The organism is Micromonospora sp. NBC_00821, assembly GCF_036347035.1.
Classification (GTDB): Bacteria; Actinomycetota; Actinomycetes; order Mycobacteriales; family Micromonosporaceae; genus Micromonospora; species Micromonospora hortensis.
Map to the genome: position 1 here is coordinate 2,165,993 of NZ_CP108880.1, position 16,073 is coordinate 2,182,065.

At 70.3% G+C, this 16,073-nt stretch carries 17 protein-coding genes; 8 read left to right on the forward strand and 9 right to left on the reverse strand.

The genetic code is table 11. The features are described 5' to 3' along the window. The first annotated feature begins 111 nt into the window (after positions 1-111). The 8 genes from OHB44_RS09945 (at position 112) to OHB44_RS09980 (ending at position 7,111) form a co-directional block, all read left to right on the forward strand. Positions 112-522, forward strand: coding sequence for a hypothetical protein (locus tag OHB44_RS09945; RefSeq protein ID WP_330440501.1), 411 nt, complete (start codon positions 112-114; stop codon positions 520-522). Positions 523-571: 49 nt separating this feature from the next. Next, positions 572-883 (forward strand): hypothetical protein, encoded by a 312-nt coding sequence (locus OHB44_RS09950; RefSeq protein WP_330440502.1) that lies wholly within the window; start codon positions 572-574, stop codon positions 881-883. Positions 884-1,166: 283 nt separating this feature from the next. Next, complete coding sequence (locus OHB44_RS09955) at positions 1,167-2,117, forward strand: tetratricopeptide repeat protein (RefSeq protein ID WP_330440503.1); 951 nt, start codon at positions 1,167-1,169, stop codon at positions 2,115-2,117. Further along, positions 2,110-2,871, forward strand: coding sequence for a tetratricopeptide repeat protein (locus OHB44_RS09960; RefSeq protein ID WP_330440504.1), 762 nt, complete (start codon positions 2,110-2,112; stop codon positions 2,869-2,871). Before OHB44_RS09955 ends, OHB44_RS09960 begins: the two co-directional genes overlap by 8 nt. Next, positions 2,871-4,844: a hypothetical protein gene (locus tag OHB44_RS09965; RefSeq protein ID WP_330440506.1), complete on the forward strand. Its 1,974-nt coding sequence runs from the start codon at positions 2,871-2,873 to the stop codon at positions 4,842-4,844. Before OHB44_RS09960 ends, OHB44_RS09965 begins: the two co-directional genes overlap by 1 nt. 39 nt (positions 4,845-4,883) lie before the next feature. After that, positions 4,884-6,164, forward strand: coding sequence for a CHAT domain-containing protein (locus tag OHB44_RS09970; RefSeq protein WP_330440507.1), 1,281 nt, complete (start codon positions 4,884-4,886; stop codon positions 6,162-6,164). Positions 6,165-6,179: 15 nt separating this feature from the next. After that, the gene (locus tag OHB44_RS09975; protein WP_330440508.1) at positions 6,180-6,476 is read left to right on the forward strand and encodes a hypothetical protein; all 297 of its coding nucleotides are present in this window, start codon (positions 6,180-6,182) and stop codon (positions 6,474-6,476) included. Then, entirely contained in the window at positions 6,473-7,111 is a 639-nt protein-coding gene (locus OHB44_RS09980) for a hypothetical protein (protein WP_330440509.1), read from the forward strand. Before OHB44_RS09975 ends, OHB44_RS09980 begins: the two co-directional genes overlap by 4 nt. Positions 7,112-7,145: 34 nt before the next feature. Here OHB44_RS09980 and OHB44_RS09985 read toward each other — a convergent pair whose 3' ends face one another. The 9 genes from OHB44_RS09985 to OHB44_RS10025 form a co-directional block, all read right to left on the reverse strand. Continuing rightward, positions 7,146-8,765: a VWA domain-containing protein gene (locus OHB44_RS09985; RefSeq protein ID WP_330440510.1), complete on the reverse strand. Its 1,620-nt coding sequence runs from the start codon at positions 8,763-8,765 to the stop codon at positions 7,146-7,148. Between the two features lie 11 nt (positions 8,766-8,776). Continuing rightward, positions 8,777-9,928 carry an AAA family ATPase gene (locus OHB44_RS09990; protein ID WP_330440511.1) on the reverse strand — a complete coding sequence of 384 codons (1,152 nt, stop codon included), beginning with the start codon at positions 9,926-9,928 and terminating at the stop codon, positions 8,777-8,779. 303 nt (positions 9,929-10,231) lie between these two features. Then, on the reverse strand, positions 10,232-11,437 hold the full coding sequence (locus OHB44_RS09995; RefSeq protein ID WP_330440512.1) for a DUF4314 domain-containing protein: 1,206 nt from the start codon (positions 11,435-11,437) through the stop codon (positions 10,232-10,234). Between the two features lie 71 nt (positions 11,438-11,508). Next, on the reverse strand, positions 11,509-12,180 hold the full coding sequence (locus tag OHB44_RS10000; RefSeq protein ID WP_330440514.1) for a hypothetical protein: 672 nt from the start codon (positions 12,178-12,180) through the stop codon (positions 11,509-11,511). A gap of 100 nt (positions 12,181-12,280) precedes the next feature. Further along, positions 12,281-13,372 (reverse strand): M23 family metallopeptidase, encoded by a 1,092-nt coding sequence (locus OHB44_RS10005; protein WP_330440516.1) that lies wholly within the window; start codon positions 13,370-13,372, stop codon positions 12,281-12,283. Between the two features lie 114 nt (positions 13,373-13,486). Next, positions 13,487-13,900 carry a hypothetical protein gene (locus tag OHB44_RS10010; RefSeq protein WP_330440517.1) on the reverse strand — a complete coding sequence of 138 codons (414 nt, stop codon included), beginning with the start codon at positions 13,898-13,900 and terminating at the stop codon, positions 13,487-13,489. A 135-nt stretch (positions 13,901-14,035) separates the two neighbouring features. Beyond that, the gene (locus OHB44_RS10015) at positions 14,036-14,434 is read right to left on the reverse strand and encodes a hypothetical protein (protein ID WP_330440518.1); all 399 of its coding nucleotides are present in this window, start codon (positions 14,432-14,434) and stop codon (positions 14,036-14,038) included. A 218-nt stretch (positions 14,435-14,652) separates the two neighbouring features. After that, the gene (locus OHB44_RS10020) at positions 14,653-15,240 is read right to left on the reverse strand and encodes a hypothetical protein (RefSeq protein WP_330440519.1); all 588 of its coding nucleotides are present in this window, start codon (positions 15,238-15,240) and stop codon (positions 14,653-14,655) included. Between the two features lie 103 nt (positions 15,241-15,343). Then, entirely contained in the window at positions 15,344-16,021 is a 678-nt protein-coding gene (locus OHB44_RS10025; RefSeq protein ID WP_330440521.1) for a GGDEF domain-containing protein, read from the reverse strand. Positions 16,022-16,073 lie beyond the last annotated feature (52 nt).

A 16,073-nucleotide genomic window follows, 5' to 3' on the forward strand; every position in this document is an offset into this window, starting at 1 on the left:
GGGGCGGCCGTTGGCAGTTGCCCGGCGGCGGTTTGCGCGTCGGCGGTGATGGCGTGGCGGGTGCGCAGCCGGGCCGGGTGGGATCGCGGAGGGCCGCCGGCCGGGTTCAGGGTGGTTGGTGCGGGCCTGCCGCAGCCGGCCGGCGAGGTCTCGGGCGGCGCGGTGTTCCTGCTCGGTTGGGTCCCGGCGGTCCCACTCTGGGGGTGGGCTATGCCGGCGGGCCAGCATCGATGCGGCGTACTCGGCCGGGGTGACGCCGGCGGCGACGGCGAGGTAGTCGACGAGGGCAGCGGCGAGGCGGCCGGGGAACAGGTCGGCGTCCGGTACGGGGGTGTCGTACTGCTGGTCGGGGTCGATGCCGAGGACCTGACACCAGCGGCGGGCGAGGCAGATCATGGTGTCGGCGTCGGTGTCTTCGCAGGTGTGGGCCTCGCGCCAGATGTCACGCAGGTGGCGCAGGCGTTTGCGTCCGAGGACGCCGGTGACGGCGGCGCGGACGGGGGCGGACGTCTTTGCTGGTGACGATGCAGGCGTCGACGCGGGCCAGGAGCAGGGCGGCGAGTTGTCCCGGGTGCCATGGGTCGCCGACGGCTGCGTCGTCGGGGTCGAGGAGGGTTGTCACGACGTGGCGCAGCCATCGGCGGTCGCCCCGGCGGCGGGTGCGTTGGCGTCCTTCGGCCCGGGATTCCTCGAGCATGTTGGCGACGTGGGCGAGGATCGGCGGGGTGCCGGGCGGGGTGGTCCAGTGACTGTGCGCGGCCTGCGCGGCGCCGTGCACGAGCAGCCCGTAGCCGGTGGGCACGAGGCGCTTGTGGCGGGCCTTGGTCGGGTCGGTGATGTCGGGGCGCTCGGCGATGTGGGTGGCGTCGACCTCGATGCGTGAGGTCGGGGTAAAAGCATTATTCGACTTCGATTGTCAAACGTTAGCCGAATTCATGTCATTGCCTCGGGGTAAGAAGGCTGCCCCGTGCAGGCCCTCTGGCGGTGTCCATGATCTGACTCCCGGTTCGGCTCGTTTGACCGACCCTGGCGTTGGGTTCGGTTCCGTAGTCTCCCCTGACGAACTCACATTTGGTGAGAGAGCTGGATAGCCCGCCGGTGATCAGCCACAAAGCGGATGACCTGTCGCGGGGGCCGAGCCCGACCGTCCATTTAGGCAGGGGTACTTGAGCGAAAATGATGAGGCGGCGATCGGTCTGGTGCGCGCGGGCCGATACGCCGAGGCTGTCCAGGCGTACGAGACGCGGTACGCGCGGCTCAACCAGCTCTACGGAACTGTCCACCCGATCACCCTGACTGCGGCTAACGATCTCGGCCACTCGTACGTCCTGGCCGGTGAGCCTTCGCGGGCGCTGGGCCTGCTAACGCGGACCCTGGCGGCGCGCCGGCAGGTTTCCGGATCGCGCCACCGCGAGACCGTCACAGTGCTGGTCAACCTGGCGATGGCGCTGCTTTACGCCAGGCAACATGAGGCCGCCGTGAGGCGGCTCGAGGAGGCGGAAGAGATAGGGCGTGAAGTCCTCGGCTCCGACTCTCCCGAGACGCTGACGATTCTGAGCAACCTCGCCGAGGCGTACCTCGCACAGGGGCGCGTAGACGACGGACGGAGCCTGCACGAGCAGGTGCTGCAAGACCGCCTCCGGGTGCTCGGCGCCGAGCACCCGGACGCTCTCACCTCGCTCAACAACCTGGCGCACGCCTACGAAATCTGCGGTGACCTGTCCCGCGCTGTCGATACCTACGAAAGCGCCCTGGCGGCATCGGCTGGGGCGCTTGGGCCCGACCATGTGGACAGCTTGTCCACCGCAAACAACCTGGCCGCCGCATACCACGAGGCCGGACGGATCGACGATGCCATTGCCCTGCACGAGCGAACCCTTCGGACCCGACAGCATGTGCTCGGCGAGGTGCACATGCATTCACTGAACTCAGCAAACAACCTGGCCGCCGTCTACCTCGGTGCCGGACGTTGCGCGGACGCACTCGCGCTGCTGAGGCAGGCGCAGGCCGCCTGCGCCAAAGCACTGCCGACTCAGCACGCAACACGACGCCAGATCGAGCAGAACCTGCAGATCGCGCAACAGACATTCGCTGCACGGAGGGAAACCGGTGAGTGACGCAGAGGCGCAATTCGAGATGGCGGTGGCACGTGCGCAGTCGGGTGATCTGGCCACTGCCGTCGACTTGTTCCGGCACGCAAGCGACGCGGGTCACGGGCTGGCCGCGTTCCTGCTCGGGTCGATCCTCAAGGACGGTGGCCAGTACGCCGAGGCTGAGCGGCACTACCGGCGGGCGTTGGCGGTCGGTCTTCCGCAGGAGCCGCCGAACATGCTGCAGGAGTGCGAGTTAAGTCTGGGCATCATCCGCAACACCCTTGGTGACCCGGCTGGGGCGGAACAGTTCTACCGGTCGGCCGCCGCCCGGGGGCATGTCGGTGCGGCGTTCAACCTCGGGAATCTGCTGCGTCGTACCGGTCGTCAGGCGGAGGCCGAGCAGGTCTGGCGGCAGGCCGCCGCGGCCGGGAGCGCCGATGCGGCGATGAACCTAGCTGAGATGCTCAGCGAGCGCGGGGACTTGGAGGAAGCCGAGCGGCTGCTGCGCCAGGCGGTGGACGGCGGTCTAACCGATGCGATCACGAACCTCGCAAATATCCGGCTTCAGCGAGAGGATCCGTACGAAGCTATAGCCCTGTTTCGCACGGCGGTCGCGGCGGGCGACCACAATGCCATCTTCAACCTGGGGATCGTCCTCATGATGGTCGGCGAGCTCGACGAAGCCGAGATAGCGCTGCGCCGAGCCGAGGCGGCTGGGCACAGCGAGGCCACGCAGTACCTGCATCGGTTAGCCGCAGCCCGCAGACGGAGGCACTGATGCCTTCCGCCGACGAACTCGGCCTGGCGCTGATCAGGCGTGCCGACGAGGGCAGTCCGGAGGAATTTCTCTCGCCCTCGACGGCAATGCTGGTCCGGGATCTGCTGCTGGCGGCGGTGACCGGCGACGCCGGAAGGCTCGTTGATCTCGACGATGTTGCGGAGCGACACTTCGGGTTAGCGAGATCAATTTCGGATTTCCTCGCCCAACTGTTCAGCGCCGTGGGCGATGCGGCAAGCGCCGGTGCCCAGAGTATGCGTGCCCGTCGCCTGTCCGTGGTAGGTGACCGAAATCGTTCCCTCGCCGACCGAGAGGTCGCCTTGGCCGAAGTGCTGCTGGCGGGAGGAGAAGACGCCTCTCCCGCGGTGGAGGTGTCCCTCGCACTCCATCGCCGTGCGCTCGGACGTGCGCCCGAAGCCGAGCAAACCGCCGCGTCGCTGGTGCAGTTCGGCATCGCTTACCGGGAGCGGGGGACCCGACAAAAGAGCTCGGACGACCTCGGCCGTGCCGTCGACCTGACCCGGCGGGCCCTGGCCGACTTGGCCTCGCCCCCGGAACATCGGGCCGAGGTCTTGTCGATGCTGGCACTCGCCCTCACCGCCCGCTTCGAGTTCGGAGGGGACCCACGAGACCTGATTGAGGCATTGACCGTCGGGCGGGAGTCGGCGTATGCGGAAGTCGAGCCTGGACGATACGTCCGGCTGAACAACCTCGGGTTGGTCCTCAACACCTATCTCCATCACCACCGCGACTGGTCCGTTCTAGCCGAGCTGATCCAGGTGGCGGAGAGCGCGGTCGCCGCGGCCGTCAATGAATATGAGCGGGGCGAAGCATTGGGCCTGCTGTCGATAGCGCATGGCCGACGCGCCGAGGCGACAGGCAACCTCACCGACCTCACCGGGGCGGTGACCATGGCGAAGGATGCCGTCGACGCTTCGACAGGGCGCCCGGAGCAAGCGGGGCACCTCTTCAACCTGGCGAAGATCTGCCTCGACCGCTACCAGTTCGCGCGCAGCCTCGAAGATCTGGACAGCGCCGTCACGCACGCGCGGGCCGCCCGAGCCGCGATGGATGCAAGGGATCCGCGCCACGGTGACCTGCTTTCCGTCCTTACTAGCGCGCTGGAGAGTCGATTCAGCCTGCGCGAAAACATCGACGACCTGCTCGAGGCCGTCGATGTTTGCGAGGAGGCCGTTCTCGGCTCACCACCATCGTCGGCGCGGCACGCTGCGATGCTGTCCAACCTCGCCAACGTCAGGCGCGTGCTGGCGGAATGGACCCAGCAAATATCCGACATAGACGAGGCAATTCGGACAGGGATCCGCGCTGTGGCCATAGACGGTGACCAAGAACCATCGCGGCGGCTCAACTTGGCGGCGTGTTATGTAGAGCGGTTCCGAATCGGCGGGAACCTCGGGGACCTGGATCACGCCATCGGGCTACTAAGGCAGGCGCTCGAGGGTGTCCGGGCCGGCATCCCGAGCCGTGCCGCCTTCCTTTCTGAGCTGGGTCAACGCTTGGTCGAGCGGTACGCGGCCGCACCCGCCGTCTCGAATGCCCTCACCGAGGCGATCGAGCTGTTCCGCGAGGCGGCTGCGCTGAAAACTGCGCCCAGCATCGAGAGGCTTCGCGCCGCTAGCCGCTGGGGCTACGCCGCGGCTCAGCACGGACGGCTTGCCGATGCCGCTGAAGGCAACGCCACCGCCGTCAGCCTGCTACCGCTGGTCGCCTGGCACGGGCTCGATCGGCGCAGCCAGGAGGCGCAACTGCGCAGGTGGAACCCGATCATCACCACGGCCGCCGCGCAGGCAATCACCCTTGATCGGCTAAGCAGTTCGGTCGAACTGCTGGAACAAGGTCGGAACGTGCTGTGGGCGCACCGGCTCGGACGCCGGACAGACCTAGCCGAACTTCGGGCGGTAGAACCTGAGCTCGCCGACCGGATGGACGCTGTCCGTCGGGCACTGGGGTGACGCGATGACCGGGCCGGTACGAGAAGCAAGGGGCTGACTGTGGACGACGGCGCGATCGACCGGCAAATGGCTCTTGCGCGCGAGTGGGACGGCCTCCTACAGAAGGTCCGCGAGCTGGACGGGTTCGCTGACTTCCTGCACCCGCCGCGGCTGGAGACGCTACTGCCCGCAGCAAAGGGCGGCCCAGTGGTTGTCATCAACGTGAGCCGGGGGCGGTGCGATGCGCTCATTGTGCGGACGAGCGGCGTGACCCTGCGCGAGCTTCCCGATCTCTCCCTCACCGAGGTCGGCGCACGCACCGAGCATTACCTGAGTGTTCTCCAGGACGCCGAGCAGGCCGACATCAGAGCCGCCGAAGCGGCGACACCCGTCCATGGGGAGTCGCCACGGACAGCGGCCCGACGGCAACGAGACGCGGATCAAGAAGTCAATGCTGCGTATAAGCGGGTCGACACAATGCTCACCGCCCTGCAGCAGTGGATGTGGGACACGATCACCGAGCCAGTGCTCGACAAGCTCGGGTTCGGTCCCCCCGTTGGCCCGATCTCGTCGTGGCCCCGGGTCTGGTGGTGCCCGACCGGCCCGCTCGCTCTGCTGCCGCTACACACCGCCGGACACCACAACGAGCACGGGTCCGGGCGCACCGTCCTTGACCGGGCCGTGTCGTCATATACCCCAACGCTTCGCGCCCTGCTGGAGGCGCGCCGACCCGGCGCGGCCGACCGCGGACTCGACCGCCTGCTCGTTGTCGATGTGCCGGACCTGCCCGGGCTGAGGCCGATCGACAACGCAGCTACGCGCGCAGCGCTGATCGACGCCTTCCCGGAGCACCGCCGTACGGTGCTCGGTAGCGCCGACGCAACCCCGTCCGCCGTCCTGAACGAACTACCCGTGCACCGCTGGGTTCACTTCAGCTGCCACGGCGACCAAGATCTGGCGGATCCGTCGCGCGGCGGGCTACGGCTGCGCGATGGCGTCCTCACCGTGGAATCAGTCGCCACCCAACGCTTCCACGGCGACTTCGCGGGACTATCGGCGTGCAAGACCGCCGTGGGTGGTGTGGACCTGCCAGACGAGGCGATCACGCTAGCCGCCGCATTGCACTACACCGGCTACCGGCACGTCGTCGCCGCCCTCTGGGCGGTAGACAACAGCGCCTCCACCGAAGTCTTCACCAGCCTCTACCGCGCCATCGCGGCGAACGGGCGGATAGAGCCCGACCGCGCGCCCAGCGTATTGCACGAAATCCTTCGGCGAATGCGAAACCGCAACCCCGACTGGCCGCACCGATGGACACCGTTCGCGCACACCGGCCCCTGATCGCGAGGAAACCCCATGCCCGACGTGCCCTTCGAAGAGATCACAGACGACGGATACGCGCAGGCATTCGTCGACACATGCACCGTCACCAAAATCCGCCGCGGACTAGGGCTCGACGGTACCTGCCCTCGGTGCAAGCACCCGATGAACTTCGAGGTAGTCACCGAAGTTCCTCTCAACGGCACCCCCGAACGGCAGGCGGACGTGCGGGCGTTGCTGTGCACCTGCAAATCGACCCACCCCGGACGGCCGGTCAACGATGAGGGGTGCGGCGCGTACTGGAACATCAGGCTGCAGGCAACCGCGTCGTGACGCCGACGATCGAGGCCGGCCCGCCGGCCAAGCCGGCAGACCGGCATGCGGCCCGGAACATGCGGGCGCTGCTCGCCGACGAGCTGCCCCGGGTACGCGCAGGAGCACTCGCCTGGCGCAATGGATTGGGCGCACTGCTCGCCGGTCTGATCGGCTTCGGCCTCATCAAGGGGCGTACCGACGTGAGCCACCTCGCACCCCGGTACGCGGCCGTGGTGGGCGCACTGCTGCTGACTGCCCTGGTGGTGGGCGGGGCCGGCGCCTTACTGCTGTTGCGGGCGGCACACGGCCGACCCGGCCCAACACCACTGTCGCCGACGTCCGGGGCCGATCCGCTCGACCTGGCCCGCGACGCTGAGGTCGCGGACTCCATGCAGGCACTACGGAGAGGCGTCGTAGCGGTCTTCGCCTGCGCGGCGCTACTGACCGCCGCAGTCGGAGTCACTTGGTACGGCCCGGAAAAACGGCAGCTCGTGGAAGTCCAGCTAACCACCGGAGCCCGGCACTGCGGGCAGATAGTGTCGCTGGCGCAGAACAGGCTGATCCTTAAGACTTCCCGCGGCCAGATTGCCGTGGAGCTTGCGCAGGCTGACGGCCTAGCGGTCGTCGATTCGTGCACCACCTCAACACGATGAGGAGCCTGCGAAAAGGCACACGTTCAGGCTCTGGTTACGGCCTCGATGGCTGCGTGCCCGATGAGGTTGATGCAGGTGCTGGGGTCGTCGACAGTGATAGTCGTGGTGTTGTCGTAGACCTTGGATGGCCAATGTTTGTTGTCGGGTGCGAGCCAGAGGACGGCGCATCCGGCCCGGTGCAGGCGAGTGATGGTGGTTTGGCATTCGTCGGGGTTGACATAGTGGCCGTCGGAGACCACCACGAGCAGGCGTGCGGTGCCGGGTGTGGACAGGTGTAGGAGTCGGTCGGCTTCGGCGCAGGCTTCGACGAACCGTTCCGTGCCGGCGTCGGCGCGCATGTCGCGGACTGTGGTCGGGCGGCGGCCGGGGGGATGAGCACGGTGATCCGGTCGCCGTAGGCAAGGGTCGCGCTGGTGGCCCCGGCGCGGGTGGCGGCGTGGGCGACGATCCACGCGGCGGAGGACATGGGTTTCGCGAAGTCCTCCATCGAGCCGGATGCGTCGATGAGGATGCCGACAGTCAGCTCGGGGTCGGGGATAGGGCGGCGTACGGTGCGCTGCCACGGCTGGGCGGTGGGGATGGCCCCGGCCGCGTGTTGGGCGGCGAGGGTGACCGCGGCGCCGGTTCGCAGCCGTCCGGGCGGTGCGGCGCTGGGTTCGCGGGTGCGGGCGGGTTCACGGTGGCGGGCGCGGCGCAGCAGGGCGGTGAGCCGGTTGGCGGCGTGACGTTCGGCGTCGCGGGCGTCGCGTTCGGCCCAGGTGATCGGCGTCTCGGTGTCGACGTGGATGCTGGGCCCGTCGGGACGGCTGCTGTCGCTTGCGGGTTCCGGGGTGTCGGCGGGGTTGTGAAGGATGGTGTCGAGGGCGCCGGAGATGGCTGCCGCGATCGCGCTGGTGGCCGCGTCGTCGGCGGGCAGGCCCGGGGTGACGGTCGGGTCGATGCCGAGTAGGCGGCACCAGCGTTCACCGAGTTCGATCATGCGGGTGGTGTCGGTGTCGCCGACGGTGTGAGCTTCCCGCCAGACGGCGCGCAGGCCCCGGATGAGTTTGCGTCCGAGGACCGTGGTGATGGCGCGTCGTGCCTCGCGAACGTCGGCGGGGTACAGGATTCGGGCGTCGACGCGGGCGAGGAGCAGTCCGGCGGCGTAGGCGGCGCTCCACAAGGTGTCGGTGGGGGTGTCGGCGGGGTCGATGATGCTGGTGACGGCGCGGCGTAGCCACCGCCGGTCGCGGGGTCGAGTGTCGCGGTAGCGTCGTTCGATGCGTGACTCCTCGAGCAGGAGCGCGGCCTCCCGGACGACGGGCGCCACGGTGGGCGGTGGGTCCCACTGGGAGTGGATGACGTGGGCGCATTCGTGCAGCAGGACGCCGTAGGCGACGGGAACCTTCGACCGGTGCCCGGGCCGGCGAGGGTCGGCGATCGCCGGGTCGGCGATGAGGTCGGCGTCGACCTGGATCTGGGCGGTGGCGGGGTAGCTGAAGCCGGGTGGGCCGCCGTCGGCCGGGGTGACGGTCACGATGGCGTCGAGTCGGCCGGTCAGTGTCGCGGCCTGCCTGGTCCAAGCCGCTGACCACCGGCCCCAGGGCGAGGTAGCCGGGGCCGTGGAGGTGGGGCTGCCGCCGGAGGGGCGCAGATGTGCGGAAACGCTGGTCATGACGGCCTGCCTTACTTCTGCTTGCCGAGGGTGAGGGGGGTGATAGTGGTGCCGCGGTAGGCCCGCTGCAGGGCCTCGACGACGGCTTGCCGGTCGGCGTCGGGTGCGACCGCGGCGAGGTTGGCCACGGCGGCGGCGAGACCGAGGCTCCCGGCGACGCGCTTGAACGCCAGCAGCTCGCGCAGTTGCGGCGCCCAGTCGATCTCGTGCTTGCGCATCCGCGCGTTGAGGGCGATCGCCGCGTCGATGGCGCCGTTGGGTACGCCGAGGGAGCGGGCGAGCTGGAAGTCGGTGGTGACCTCGATGTGCACGGAGAACCGGGAGGCGAGGGCTTCGGTGAGGATCGCGCCGTGCACGCCGGGGTTGTGGCCCGCGCAGACGAAGAACCCGTCGGTGGCGGTCACGACTTCGTTGTGGTGGACGGCGATGGTGATGGTGGCCCTGCCGTCCATCGCCGGATACAGGGCGGCGAGCACGCGGGGTGGGATGAGGGTGGCGTCGTCGATGAACAGGGCGCGTCCGGCGCGCATGGCGCTCACGAGCGGCCCGTAGGCGAAGGCGAAGCCGCCGTCGGGCAGCGGGACGTAGTTGCCGACGAGGTCCTCGACGGTGGTGTCGCCGTGCCCGGCGACGGTGATCGCATCGGGGTAGGCGGCTTCGATGAGGCTGGTCTTGCCGGTGCCGGGTGGCCCGTAGAGCAGGACCGGGATGGTGTCGCGGCGCAGCTGGCGCAGCACCTCGACGTCGGTGCCGTCGCCGAGCTGGCGGGGCAGGTACCAGACCCCGTTGGGGCGCAGGACAGCGCCGGGACGCGGGGGAACCGGGCCGCTCGGAGCAGGTGCCGGCGCGGCGCTCGCCGTGGGCGTGCCGGGGGCGGCGGCCGAGGGGGCGCGGCTGGTGCCGGCTCCTGCGGTGAACGCGTCGATGCCCTCGGCGGTGATGGTGTACCGGCGCGGCGACCCGGTGGACACGGTCGCCCAACCACGGTCGACGAGGCGGTTCAAGACAGATCCGATCGCCCCGGACGACCGGCCGGGCAGTTCCTTGCCCAGGTCGCCGATGGAGAAGGCGCGGTGCGGTTCGGCCGCGAGCAGGGCCAGGACCGGCCCGAACATGGGGCGGGGCTTGGCCTTGGGCTTGGCGGGTCGAGCGGGCGAGGTCACCGGGCACCTCCGACGATGGCTGCGGTCGGGGTGCAACTGATACCCGCGCTCCCGGAGGTGATCAAGTCGTACCCGCGCAGCTGCGGCGCTGGCGTGTGGCCGGTCAGGGACCGACAGATCGGCGTGCGGTTCAGGCGTGGCATGAGGTGCTCCTTGGCGAATAAGCCGCCGCGCGCCCCTTCCCGGGGCGCGCGGCGGCGTTGGTGAGCCACAGCGGGCGGGAAGTGCGCACGTAGCCGTGCTCGGCTACGCGGAGCGGGGTTCAGATCAGGGCGCCTACCGGTGGGGAAGGCACGGTCGGACTCAGGAATCGCAGGCCGGCGACCGGCGCGCGTACGGTGCTTCGACTGCTTGCGTGTCGGTGTCGCCTGACTGCGGCGGTTGTGCCGGTGCCAATCTGGCCCTGGCCGGGTCTGGGCCTACGCCTGGTCCGGGCAGGTCGCCGACGATCTGGTCGCAGGCGTAGGGGTCGACGGCCTCCCAGCGCCAGTTGCGGCCCATCACCACGTACCGGTCGTCGCCGTCCGGGGCGATGCGTTCGATGGCGTCCGGGTCGTCGGACATAGTGCGTTGGTCGGCGACGATGAGGTCGCCGTCGAAGGACAGGTCGGCCAACGCGGCACCGATCCGACGGTCCAGCTCGTCCTCCGGCACGCCCTCGTCCCGCAGGCTGTGGCGGTACTGGTCGCGGTGCCGCTGCTGGTCGGTGACGATCGCCTCGGCCACGGCACGGGTGCAGGAGAACACTGCCCACCCGTTCCAGTGGTCGATCAGGGTGCCGACGAACCCGACCGTGAAACGGTCGCCGCCGTCCGGGCCGGTGGTCAGCGCCCAGTCGCCGGAGAACACGCCGACGTCGCCGACACGGACCTTCTCGGGGCGCAGGTGGGACACGTCGCGGCCGGTGGGGCTGGCCGCGAGGTGACACAGGTCGGCGATCCGGTCGGTGGCGGCGGTGTCGAAGGCGTCGCGGTAGACGGTCATCGCGTCGTCGCGCTGCTGGATGCGCAGCCCGAACCAGCCGCAGACGTCGCCGGTGGCGTCGGCGAACAGCTCCCATCCGGCGGTGTCGACCGCATCTCCGGCCAAGGTGAAGCGGGGCAGGGCGTCGAGGACGGCGGGATCCCCGTCCTTGATGCCGGCCAGGACCCGGCAGGCGGTCAGGCGGGTGTCGCTGGTGACCCGGGCGCCGATGGTGTCCTGTGCCCACGACTCGGCGGCGGTGCGGCCGGCCTCGGTGCCGGTGGCGCGCATCTGCCGCAGTGCGGCGGCCCATCTGGCGGCCTCGTCGACTGGCCCATCGGTGGGCGGCGGGGTGGTGGTGACCGGTTGGATGCGGTCGCCGGCGTCGAGGCACATCGACAGGCTCGACCCGCTGTCCCAGGTGACCTCGACGATGTTCTGCTGCTGGTCGTGGCGGCGGACGGCGCCGGTGTCGCCGGGCCGCAACTGGGTGTACGGGTCGCTGGTGTGGACCAGGGCGACGCGCTGGCCGGGCTGGTAAGTCATGGTGCTCTCCGATCGGCGAGTGGATAGGCGGTCGCCGCCGGTGGACGGCGGCGGCGTCGGGTCGGGCGTGCTCATCGGGCGCCGCCTTCCCCGTCACCCGTGGTGGGGGCGTGCGGCGGCCAGGGCTTGCGGGTGAGGCGGGCGCCGAACATCGGGTCGGTGGCGACAGAGGAGCCGCAGCGGGTGCAGCTGGTGGCGGTGTCGTGGCCGTAGCCGGCCATGGACGGCACCTCGACGTGGTCGATCTCGTCGACCGCGCCGCAGACGGTGCAGACGGTCATCTCCGACCCGCCCTCGTCGAGGGCGGGTGCGGTGACGAACAGGTCCTCAACCGGGTCGAGGTGGTGGACGCTGTGCCGCAGCCAGCGGCCGTGGACCGTCGCCTCGTACACCACCAACAGCCGCTGGTCGGGGCGCAGCAAGTACATCCACTCGTCGAACCCGTCGAGGTCCTCCCGCAGCGAGCCCTGCCGGATGGTGTTGTTCTCGGTCACGGTCGGGTAGCCGAGTCCCAATACGGGCGGCTGTCGGTGCCATCGCCGAGGCGTGGGGTTGACGGCGAGGCTCCACCAGTTGCGGGCCAGCAGCGCGGCGGCCAAGGCGTCGGTGTCGCGGCCGAACGTGTCGGTCCAGATCCGGCGCAGCAGCGGCACCAGGACCTCCGGGTCCTCGCCGAGCTGAATGGACCGCGCGGTGTACCTGCCGCGGAGCGCGGCAACACCGATCAGTACGGGTGAGCTCATGGGCCATTCCTCCTTGGGGATGTGTGGATGGGGTTGCGGCGGTCGTCCGCGGGCGCGACGGCCGTCGAGTCGGGTGACCATGAGGCCGCCGGTATCGCCGCTAGGGCCTGGTGGCGAGCGGGGCGTCATGTGCGGCCATGAAGGGCACCGGGTCGATCGCGCCGTTCGGGCTGGCATCGCCGTTGTGGTGCACCTCGTAGTGCAGGTGCGGGCCGGAGCTGTGGCCGGTGGAGCCGACGACGCCGATGGGCTGGCCGACGGCGACCGGCTGCCCGACCGTCACCATCGGGGGTTGGTCCATGTGGCAGTAGCGGGTGAGCAGGCCGCCGGGGTGGTCGATGTCGACGTACCAGCCGCACCCGCGCGTGCGAGCGGGGTCGCCGTCGCGGTCGCAGCCCCAATCGGCGCCGGTGTCGGCGTGGACGGCGTTGCAGCGGACGGTGCGGACGGTCCCGGCGGACGCGGCGCGGATGATGGTGCCGCGCGGGGCGCTGAGGTCGACGCCGTCGTGACCGGGCCGCTCCGAGCTACGAAAGCTTGACCCGACAGGGGCGAGGACCGGCTGCGTCCACGGGCCGGTGGCCCCGCACCCGGCCAGGCCCTCGGTGGGAAGGCCTGCGGTGTCGGCGATCGCGGTGACCAGATGGGTGGCCGGTCCCTCCCATTTCGCGTAGGCGTCGGGGAAGGCGCTGACCTGCACGGCCTGGGCGGCCTCGGTGAGCGGCATCGCCTGCCAGCCGCGGATCGTGGCCAGCTCGTCGAAGAACCTCTCCGACGCGTAGACGGGGTCCTGAAGCTGGGTGGAGGTGCCCCACCCTTGGCTGGGGCGCTGCTGCAACAACCCGACCGAGTCCCGGTCGCCGGCGGGCAGGTTCCGCAGGCTGCTCTCCTGCATAGCGGTGGCGACCGCGATCACCCAGCCGCGCGCTGGTAGCCCGAGGCGGGCGCCGGTGGTGACGATCGCGGCGGCGTTGCCGACCTGGTCGCTGTCCCAGTCACCGACCGCCGGCCACAGGGGCGGCGGCCCGGGTGGCGACGCCGTGCCGTCTGACGTGGACCGGGAAGTGGTGACCATGGGGTCACATCCGGCGGTGGCCGAGCCGCCGGCGAGGAATCCGCCGAGCCCACCGGCGCAGAGGATGAATACGGCGACGAGCGCCACCGCGACTGACACCAGAGATCGGAGCTTCACGTCGGCCCCCAGCGGCCGAGGGGATAGGTGAGGTAGGGAGCGCGGTAGGGCGTGGAGTGGCGCTGGACGAGGGGAGAGGCGTGGCCGGGCATGACTGGTCCTCCTGGTTGCCGGCTAGCCGAGGCTGTGGACACCGACCGGATCGCCGTCGCCGGTGTGCACGGTGACCGTGTCGTCGGCCGGGCTGATCACGTAGATCCACGAGGCGTCGAGGTCGACCGCGCGGCTGAGCGGGAAGACGGTGGCGGGCTCTGGCTCGGTGTCGTCGAACGTCACGCCGACACCCCCGACGGGGTGCTGGTGGGGGAACGACCGGGTGTCTGGGGTGACGTCGGATCCGAGGTAGTACCAGTCGTGGGCGAGGACCGCGTCGATGAGGGCTTGAGTGTCGCGGCGGGCGGTGGTGGCCCAGATGCCGCGCAGGTGCGCGATGAGCGCCAGGGGGTAGCCGTCGAAGTGGACGTAGCGGGCGTGGACGGTGCTCGGCTGGGCGGGATCGATGGCGCTGACGTAGCAGATGGTTCCCACGGGTCGTGTCTCCTCGTCGTGGTGGTGTGTTCGGGTACGGCGACGACCGCGCGGCCGTGGTGGGCCACGCGGTCGAAGGTCGTGAGGTCTCGTGGTCCGGGCCGGGCGGCGTTGGTCGTTGCGTCTGGGCTGCGGCTACGCGGCGTAGGCGGCGGTCAGGGTCGCCCCGGGGACGCGGCGGGGCAGCCGCTGCGGGACCCGCGGCAGTAATTGCGTGGCAGCGGCGGCGAGACCGCTGGCGAACCAGCCGACGAATCCGAGGGAGTCGCGGGCCGGCCGTTGTGGTGTGGGTTCGCGGGCGGGTGCCGGCTGTGGCGGTGGTGTGGCTCGCGCGGCGCGCATCGCCCGTTGTGCCTGCCTGGCGGCTGAACACGGCCCAGCCTGGTCGGCGCACTGCAGGTTGGCGCACCGGTTGCCGGGTCCGGGTTGGTGGGCGGTGAGGACGTCCACGGCCAGCCGCCACAGCAGGGGGTCGGTGACGTCACGGGGGAGGAGGGTGCGGTGGGACGGGCGGGTTCGGCTGCGGTCAGACATGGCGGGGTGACCTTCCGTCGAAGTTTCGGGCAGGGATCACCGTCCGGTCGGGGCCGGTCGTGTTATGCCTGATGGCAGCCCCGGACAATGACCTAGCTGATCGACGCTTCTCTCTCGATGAAGGTCAAGTCGTCTCCCTGGGTGGTGCCGTAGGGCACAGGTGTGCGGCGCGCGGGCGAGGTCGGGACCCGCGCTCCCAGCGGGGGCGTCGGCGGCCGTCAGGAGGCCGTCGGCGTGATTCGGCCGGGACTGCTGGTGGTCTGGACGAGACGCGCCAGTGCGGAGCGAGTGGCCGCTGCGTCGTGGTCGACGTGGTCGTCAACGCGGACCACGGGGTGCGGCTCGCCCCGCAGCCTCGTGATCCGGTAGCCGCGGCGGTCGGCGTCGACCGCGTCAACGCGGCGGATCTCGTGCAGGTCGTCGGACTCGACGAGGACGTCCTCGTAGCAGACGGCCCAGGCCAGCAGGCGAAGTCCGGGGGTGGGATCGGCGAGGAGGTCCGTGATCAGGCCGATGTCGACGCAGGCCGCGAGGGTCGGCCGGGCGGCCGCCTGGTTGATGTCGAGCGCGGTGGTGAGGTCCGGTAGGAGGTCGGCGAGTCCGGCGCGGTAGCGGCCCATGCGGGTGTCGTTGAGCGGTAGGTGCACGGCCCGCATCTGGCGTCTCGTGCCGCGCGGTGCGGTTGGGGCCGGCCGGTCCTGGACGAGCAGAAGGAGAGGCGGGCGGCCCCAGCCGACAAGGTCGGCGCTGGCCTCAATGTGCAGCAGGCACCCGGTCAGGGTGTGAACGGTGTTGAAGGACATCATGGGGATCGGGCTCCTTGACATACGCAGAAGCCCCGCAGGCCGGATCGGCCTGCGGGGCTTCTGGTGCGTGCGGGGACGTGGTGCGGTTGGTGCCGAGGGCGTGTTACCGCAGGTCGCGGTAGCGGATGACGATTCCCGGCGGCGTGGCGTGGTCCGGGTCGTGGGCGCGGACGCCACAGCGCTTGCGTTTGGCCAGGTACATGGCCTGGTCGGCCGCGTGCAGGAGGTCGCGGGGCAGCATGTCCGGCTCGGCGAGCGCGTAGCCGACGCTGGCGGTGACGATCACCTGCTGCCCGGCGATCTCGTACGGGAGCTCCGCGATACGCCGGTGGGCGGCCTCGGCGGCAGTCTCGACCTCGCCGTCGTCGCTGTGCACGACGAGGGCGAACTCGTCGCCGGCGAGATGCGCGGCCAGGGCGACCGACGGCCTGAGGGCCCTCAGGCGGCGTCCGACCTCGCGCAGCAGGTCGTTGCCGTGCTCGTGGCCGTAGGTGTCGTTGACCTGCTTGAACCGATCGAGGTCGATGAGGACGAGCCCGAGCGGTTCCCCGAGCGAGAACGTGGCCTGAAGGTGGGTCCACAGGGCCCGCCGGTTCGGCAGGTCGGTCGTGTCGTTGTGCGTGGCCAGCCGGTGCCAGTAGGACCGGTCACGGTCGCGGGCAGCCAGCGCCTGACGCTGATGGTGAATGATGTGCCGCTGCCGGGCGAGCAGTGCCGCGGCGACGGCGAGACCGGCGAGGACTCCGCCGGCCGCCGTGAGGTACGAGCTCAGGTGACACACTTGACGTCGCTCCTTGTGGGTTAAGGAGCACCGGGGCGGGCGTGGTTCCGCC